Origin of the sequence: Microcystis sp. LE19-131.1A, from assembly GCF_027532015.1 — a bacterium.
Classification (GTDB): Bacteria; Cyanobacteriota; Cyanobacteriia; order Cyanobacteriales; family Microcystaceae; genus Microcystis; species Microcystis ichthyoblabe_A.
The window spans coordinates 1-5528 of sequence record NZ_JAPZSS010000110.1; the positions used below are offsets into that span (position 1 = coordinate 1).

A 5528-nucleotide genomic window follows, 5' to 3' on the forward strand; every position below is an offset into this window, starting at 1 on the left:
CTGCCCATTTCTCCATTTTTTTGCTTACCTCCACCTTAATTCCTTCTTTCAAAACTATACCTATCAATCGTTTCCCCTTTTTTTAAGTTTCTTCTCTTTTTGTTAAGAAAGATCTGACTAATGGATAGCTTAATAAGGGGGGCATCTGACAACTTTTAACGCCTACCTACTTAGATAGTCAAGAGCTTGGCCGGTCGTCAAGACCAAATTAGGTTATAAGCTCAGACGCATCTTAACCGCCTATCCTTAGATTAGCTGAATCTCCCCCAATTCTTTTACTAAGTACCTAAGCAAAATTAATTACACATATCTAACCCCCCCTTTGCCTATTGCCTATTGCCTATTGCCTCTCCTAACCAAGAAGTTAATTTTTTTCTAGTGCTTAATCATATTCTTTTGCCGCTTGTACTAAGGATAAAAGTTGTCCAGTTTGATCGGTTCCCGATACTCCTAAATCACTGTGACAGAGGATAACTTTTTCGCTTACCCTTGCTAATAAATCCCTTAAAACTCTCTGTAAACGGGACTGATTTTCCTCTAATTCTGCTTCCGTTGTCCAGGGTTGATAGGGACTTTTTCGCCAAAAAATTGGCGCGGCAAAAAGAGTGGCAGCACCTCCTTGTTCCCAGAGTGGGGAGGAACAATCTAGCCAAAAATGCCAACGATGACTAGAACGAAAAGAACGATATTGAAAGATATTGCCTAGGGTAACTGCTGAGGAAGATTTAATAAATTGTCGCACAGGATAGGGATTAGCAGTAATTGTACCACGGCGCAAAAGTTGGATAAACTGACTAATAGTTTCGCTGGGACTTTGGAAAGAGGGTTCACTCTCACGCAAACGGCGATCGATCTCCCAAAAATGTTGGGCAGTTTCCATTAATTCTCGCAAAGCTGCCAAGTGATCGAAGGGCAAATTTTCCCCATCGTTTAATAATTGTTCGATCGCTTGATTTAAGACAAAAATCGGGAAAAGTTTGGCTTCCTGCTGCCGTTTTTTCATCCCTTCGATCCAGTGACAAATTCTTTCGTAGGCAGTACAAGCTTTTTGTCCTAAGCGATCCCAACGGGGAAAAGTTTCGATCGCTAATAAACGGGGATTTTCCAGATCCACTTGATAACAATGATCGGCAATTAATCCAGCGCGAACCGGATCGATATCGGGAATTAAATTTTGTTCTTCATCCCAGCGATAACGGCTAAAAATCACCAGCATTTCCGCTATAGCCTCTTGGGGGGCTAAACGCCCCAAATTTTCATAAACAAGGGCGAGAAGGGTCAATAATGCCCGAATCAGAGGACAACTGATCAGGGGTCGTTGTTCGTTCAGGGGTTGAACGGCTATCCCGGCACCGGTTAAAATTTCCATCAGGCTATAACGGGCGATTTCGTCTAAACCGGGGGCAATAACGGCGATTTCTTCGGGTTTTACTGCCCCTTGCTTGACTGCTTGAATAATAGCTGTGGCTGTCTTCCGTAACAATTCAGCGCGAGAGGTGGTTTGCAGGGAGATGAATTGATCGGGAAGATTGCCAAGATAGTTACCGTCGCTGATTAGGGAGAGAATCGTCTCGCTAAACTGAGCAGCTAACCCCTCAGTGGTAGATAATGACATAATTTGACAGCGTTTCTCTAATTCGTGTAGATAATCGGGATCGGCAGTTAATCCTAAGCGAATTTTTCCCTGGGGATTGTAGGTAAAAACGCTAAAACAATCATGATCGAGGAAAAAACTGAGTAAATCCTTGGCAATAGCCGGATAATCGTCCACATCGTCCGCAAAAACCCCCCGGAAGCGTTTTAATAGTTGCTGTTGATAGCGACTATCAGGAAATAAATAGCGCCAATAGAGTTCGTAGATGATACCATAACTTAATAAACCACGTTCTAGAGACCAATCACGCCATTGAATGATTAATTCTCCCACTTTTTCTGGTATTTCCTGCTCATTAATCGCTAAAACTCGTTTTAAATCTGTTTCTGATAATCCTTCGGCTAATCTTTCGGGTATCTTTTCTGCGGGAACACCACTAGCACCGGCTAATTGTAACAAATCGAGAACTTGACGGACGAAACGATATTCATTTATGCTAGTAAGCTGGAAGAATTCGGCGATTGCTGGTTGCCAGAGACGGGTGGCGAGTTCCTGCTCCGTTTCTGGGCGTAATCGGCGGGGAAATTGCGCTTTTAGCTCCAAAAACTCGAAAATTAACGGCCAAAACAGGATGACTTCATCGGTGAGAAAACCTAAAGGGGTTTTACAGAGAATCGGATAGCTACCCCTAACAGCAATGGCTAATCGATCGGCTAATTCCCGTTTATTATCATCGTTGGCAGCGAAAACTAAGATCGATCGAGGAAGGGGGGATGATTTTGAGCGATCGCGAGACACCCAGCGCCGAAATTCCCCGACTAAAGTGGTGGTTTTTCCTGATCGCGTGCCACCTTCGATCCAAATTGGTATGATTGACATCGTTTTTTCTCGATTGTATTTGTTAAGATAACTGATCGGTACTCTAGCTTTTCTCCCTTGTGGAAGTAATTGTTTCCTATGAATCTTAATCGGATTTTGCAAGGTGTTAATCAATGGTTATTACAAACTCCTGAACGTTCTTTAGATGAGGCGTATCATGCAGCTTTGAAGATTAAGGAAATAGAAGACAAGCATTTTCAAGGGCGAAAAGTGGCGAATGGGTTCTCGAATTATGGCAGCAGCACTAATTCCTATTTTATCGCAGAAGTTAAAGGTTATCTGCAAAAAATTAAAGTCAGATTGACGGAGTTTAAAGCTAGTCGCTCGATCGTGAATACCTTCGGTCCCAATCAACCGACAATTAGTAATGGGGTGATTACTGTCACCACAGATGTTTGTCTGAAAAAACTTCAGTTTATCGATAGTGTTATCGGAAAATATCAAGATAATTATTGGCAAGAAGATATTGAAGATGTCCCCAAAAGTCTCCAGAACCGAAATTTTGAGCAGGAAACAGCCAAAAATAAAACTTCCAGGAATCGCTCTTTTTTAGCGGCGGGTAGTATTGAAGATGAGGAAATAATCAAAAGCAATAAATCCCAAAAAGCTACGGAAAAACCGGGGGTTTTGCCCCGTTCTTTTGTCAACACTTTTAATCGCATTAAACAGGAAATTGATCCCCAAGCGGAGGAATCGGAGGAGGCAGTTTTAAAGAAATTTCGCAATTCTCGTTATAAAACAGCCATTTCCCTCAAGTTTATTTTACTGTTAATTATTGTTCCTTTATTGACCCAGCAATTAACCAAAACTTTCCTAATTACCCCCTTGGTTAATAAATATTTCCAACAACAGGAACAGTTTATTTTTATCAATCAGGATTTAGAAGAAGAAGCTTTTTCGGAATTGAGAAGATTTGAGGAAGCTTTACATTTTCGAGGTATGATTGGTTTAGCACCCAAATTATCTAACGAAGAAATCGAGGGAGAAATTACCAAAAAAGCAGCGGTACTAAGTGAAGAATTTCGCCAACGAGGTTTAAATGCGATCGCTAATATTTTCGCCGATATTTGTTCCCTGATTGCCTTTGGTTGTGTTGTCGCTTTTAGTCGTCGAGAAATTGAGATTGTCAAGTCTTTTCTGGATGGCATTCTCTATAATCTTAGCGATTCAGCTAAAGCTTTTTTAATTATTCTTTTTACCGATATATTTGTCGGTTTCCACTCTCCCCACGGTTGGGAAGTGATCCTAGAAGGGTTAAGTCGTCATTTCGGTTTACCAGAAAATCGCCAGTTTAATTTTCTCTTTATCGCCACTTTTCCCGTTATCTTGGATACAGTCTTAAAATATTGGATTTTCCGTTATCTCAATCGCATTTCTCCCTCGGCAGTGGCTACCTATCGTAATATGAATGAATAGGGTAAAATCAGGGAGAAACTTGATAATTTACCCTTCTAATTTGGGGGGATAATTTGGCTGCATCTCAGATTTGCAGAAATACCGACAATCAGCAATTATCAGTGACTCTTAAATTATTACAGATATATCAGCAGCTGTTTGTAAGCATCCCACCGAAAAACTAATGCGCGGGGTGTTTTTCAGCTATTTATTCCGAGAAATCGACTAAAAACGTTGCCAGATAAGGATTGGAGAGAATGACATTGGAGAGAGTGAAAGAACCCTAGGGAGCGTTGATTCATGAATCAACCTACAAAGCACGACGTTTTGAAAAATGCAAGATCTCTCTTCAATTTAATCATAACTACTTACTTATGATAAAATGCTATCAAGGTCAGGGAGGGAAAACTTGCAATTATTAACCCAATAAAATAACTGATAGCCGAGATGAAACCCTGTTACTGTATTAATCCCGATTGTTCTCAACCAGACCATCCGAGTAATAATAACTCGAATACTCGTTACTGTCAAAGTTGCGGCTCTGAGTTGTTGTTAAATGGTCAATATAGAGTGAGTCGGTTATTGAGTGATACGACCGGTTTTGGCGTTGTTTATGAGGCTTTTGAAGGTTTTACAGCCAAAATCCTCAAGGTATTACAAGAAAAATGGAATAATGAACCGAAAGCAGTTGAATTATTTAAACGGGAATATGACGTTTTATTAGAGTTGAGTCGTCAAAATGTCACCGGTGTTCCTCGAGCAGATGCCTATTTTCAATATTCCACAAGGGAAGGGAAAATATTACACTGTTTAGTTATGGAAAAAGTGGAGGGGATTAATTTAGAACAGTGGCTAAAGCAGTATGATAGTTTAAGTCAAAAACGAGCCTTAAAATGGCTGAGAGAAATCACTTTAATTCTCGATAAAATTCATCAACAGAATTGGCTGCATCGAGATATTAAACCCCCTAATATCATGCTGCGGAATAGTGGCGAGTTGGTGTTAATTGATTTTGGCACAGCAAGGGAAGAAACCCAAACCTATCATCAAAAGGTAAAAGGTCAACAGGTGACAGGTATTACCTCAGCCGGATATACCCCCAATGAACAACAACATGGCCAAGCAGTGATTCAATCAGATTTTCATGCTTTAGGACGAACTTTTGTGCATTTATTAACAGGAAAACATCCCTTAGAAATTTATGATCCGATTAATGATGTTTTACCTTGGCGAGAAGAAACGGAAAATATTCACCCGTTATTGTTGGATTTTATTGATGATTTGATGGGAAGATTACCCAAGAATAGACCGGCTAATACTAGGGTTATTTTACAGCGTTTGGATGAGATTGAAAGGCAATTAAAGTTACCTCCTATAACTCCTAATAGACCATCTCCACCACCACCAAATCCGCAGCCTGTTGTAACTCAAAAACAACCGCCAGTTATTCCTAATATTAATCCTTCTCCGCCGGTTTCACCTGTAGATAAAACCCTTACTGGTCATTCTGGCCAGGTTTATTAGACCTCCTGCAAAAGTCTTATTCAGCTACTTGATTATAGCCTAAAGCAAGTTCGTAGTTGTAAATGCCAGCGATTAAATTAAATCTCAGACCAAAACGTCGTCTCCGATTCCTGTATCTTGATGATAAAATTCTAAA

Annotated in this window: 2 protein-coding genes and 2 pseudogenes; 2 read left to right on the top strand and 2 right to left on the bottom strand. The window is 40.4% G+C overall.

Going from position 1 to position 5528, the window contains the following annotated elements:
* Window positions 1-382 precede the first annotated feature (382 nt).
* Entirely contained in the window at window positions 383-2473 is a 2091-nt protein-coding gene (locus O9323_RS09720) for a PD-(D/E)XK nuclease family protein (protein ID WP_149107329.1), read from the bottom strand.
* 78 nt (window positions 2474-2551) lie between these two features.
* On the opposite strand from O9323_RS09720, the gene O9323_RS09725 reads away from it, so the two are divergent.
* Together O9323_RS09725 and O9323_RS09730 are read left to right on the top strand one after the other, a co-directional pair.
* Window positions 2552-3889: a proton extrusion protein PcxA gene (locus tag O9323_RS09725; RefSeq protein WP_130756736.1), complete on the top strand. Its 1338-nt coding sequence runs from the start codon at window positions 2552-2554 to the stop codon at window positions 3887-3889.
* Between the two features lie 426 nt (window positions 3890-4315).
* Window positions 4316-5353 (top strand): annotated as a pseudogene (locus O9323_RS09730) (serine/threonine protein kinase); the annotation flags it as partial.
* Between the two features lie 55 nt (window positions 5354-5408).
* On the opposite strand, the pseudogene O9323_RS09735 reads toward O9323_RS09730, so the two are convergent.
* A pseudogene (locus O9323_RS09735) lies at window positions 5409-5528 on the bottom strand (IS5/IS1182 family transposase); the annotation flags it as partial.

Excerpts from the sequence above, each read along its gene's own strand:
- O9323_RS09720 (WP_149107329.1), bottom strand. The coding sequence starts at position 2,473 with ATGTCAATCATACCAATTTGGATCGAAGGTGGCACGCGATCAGGAAAA.
- O9323_RS09725 (WP_130756736.1), top strand. The coding sequence starts at position 2,552 with ATGAATCTTAATCGGATTTTGCAAGGTGTTAATCAATGGTTATTACAA.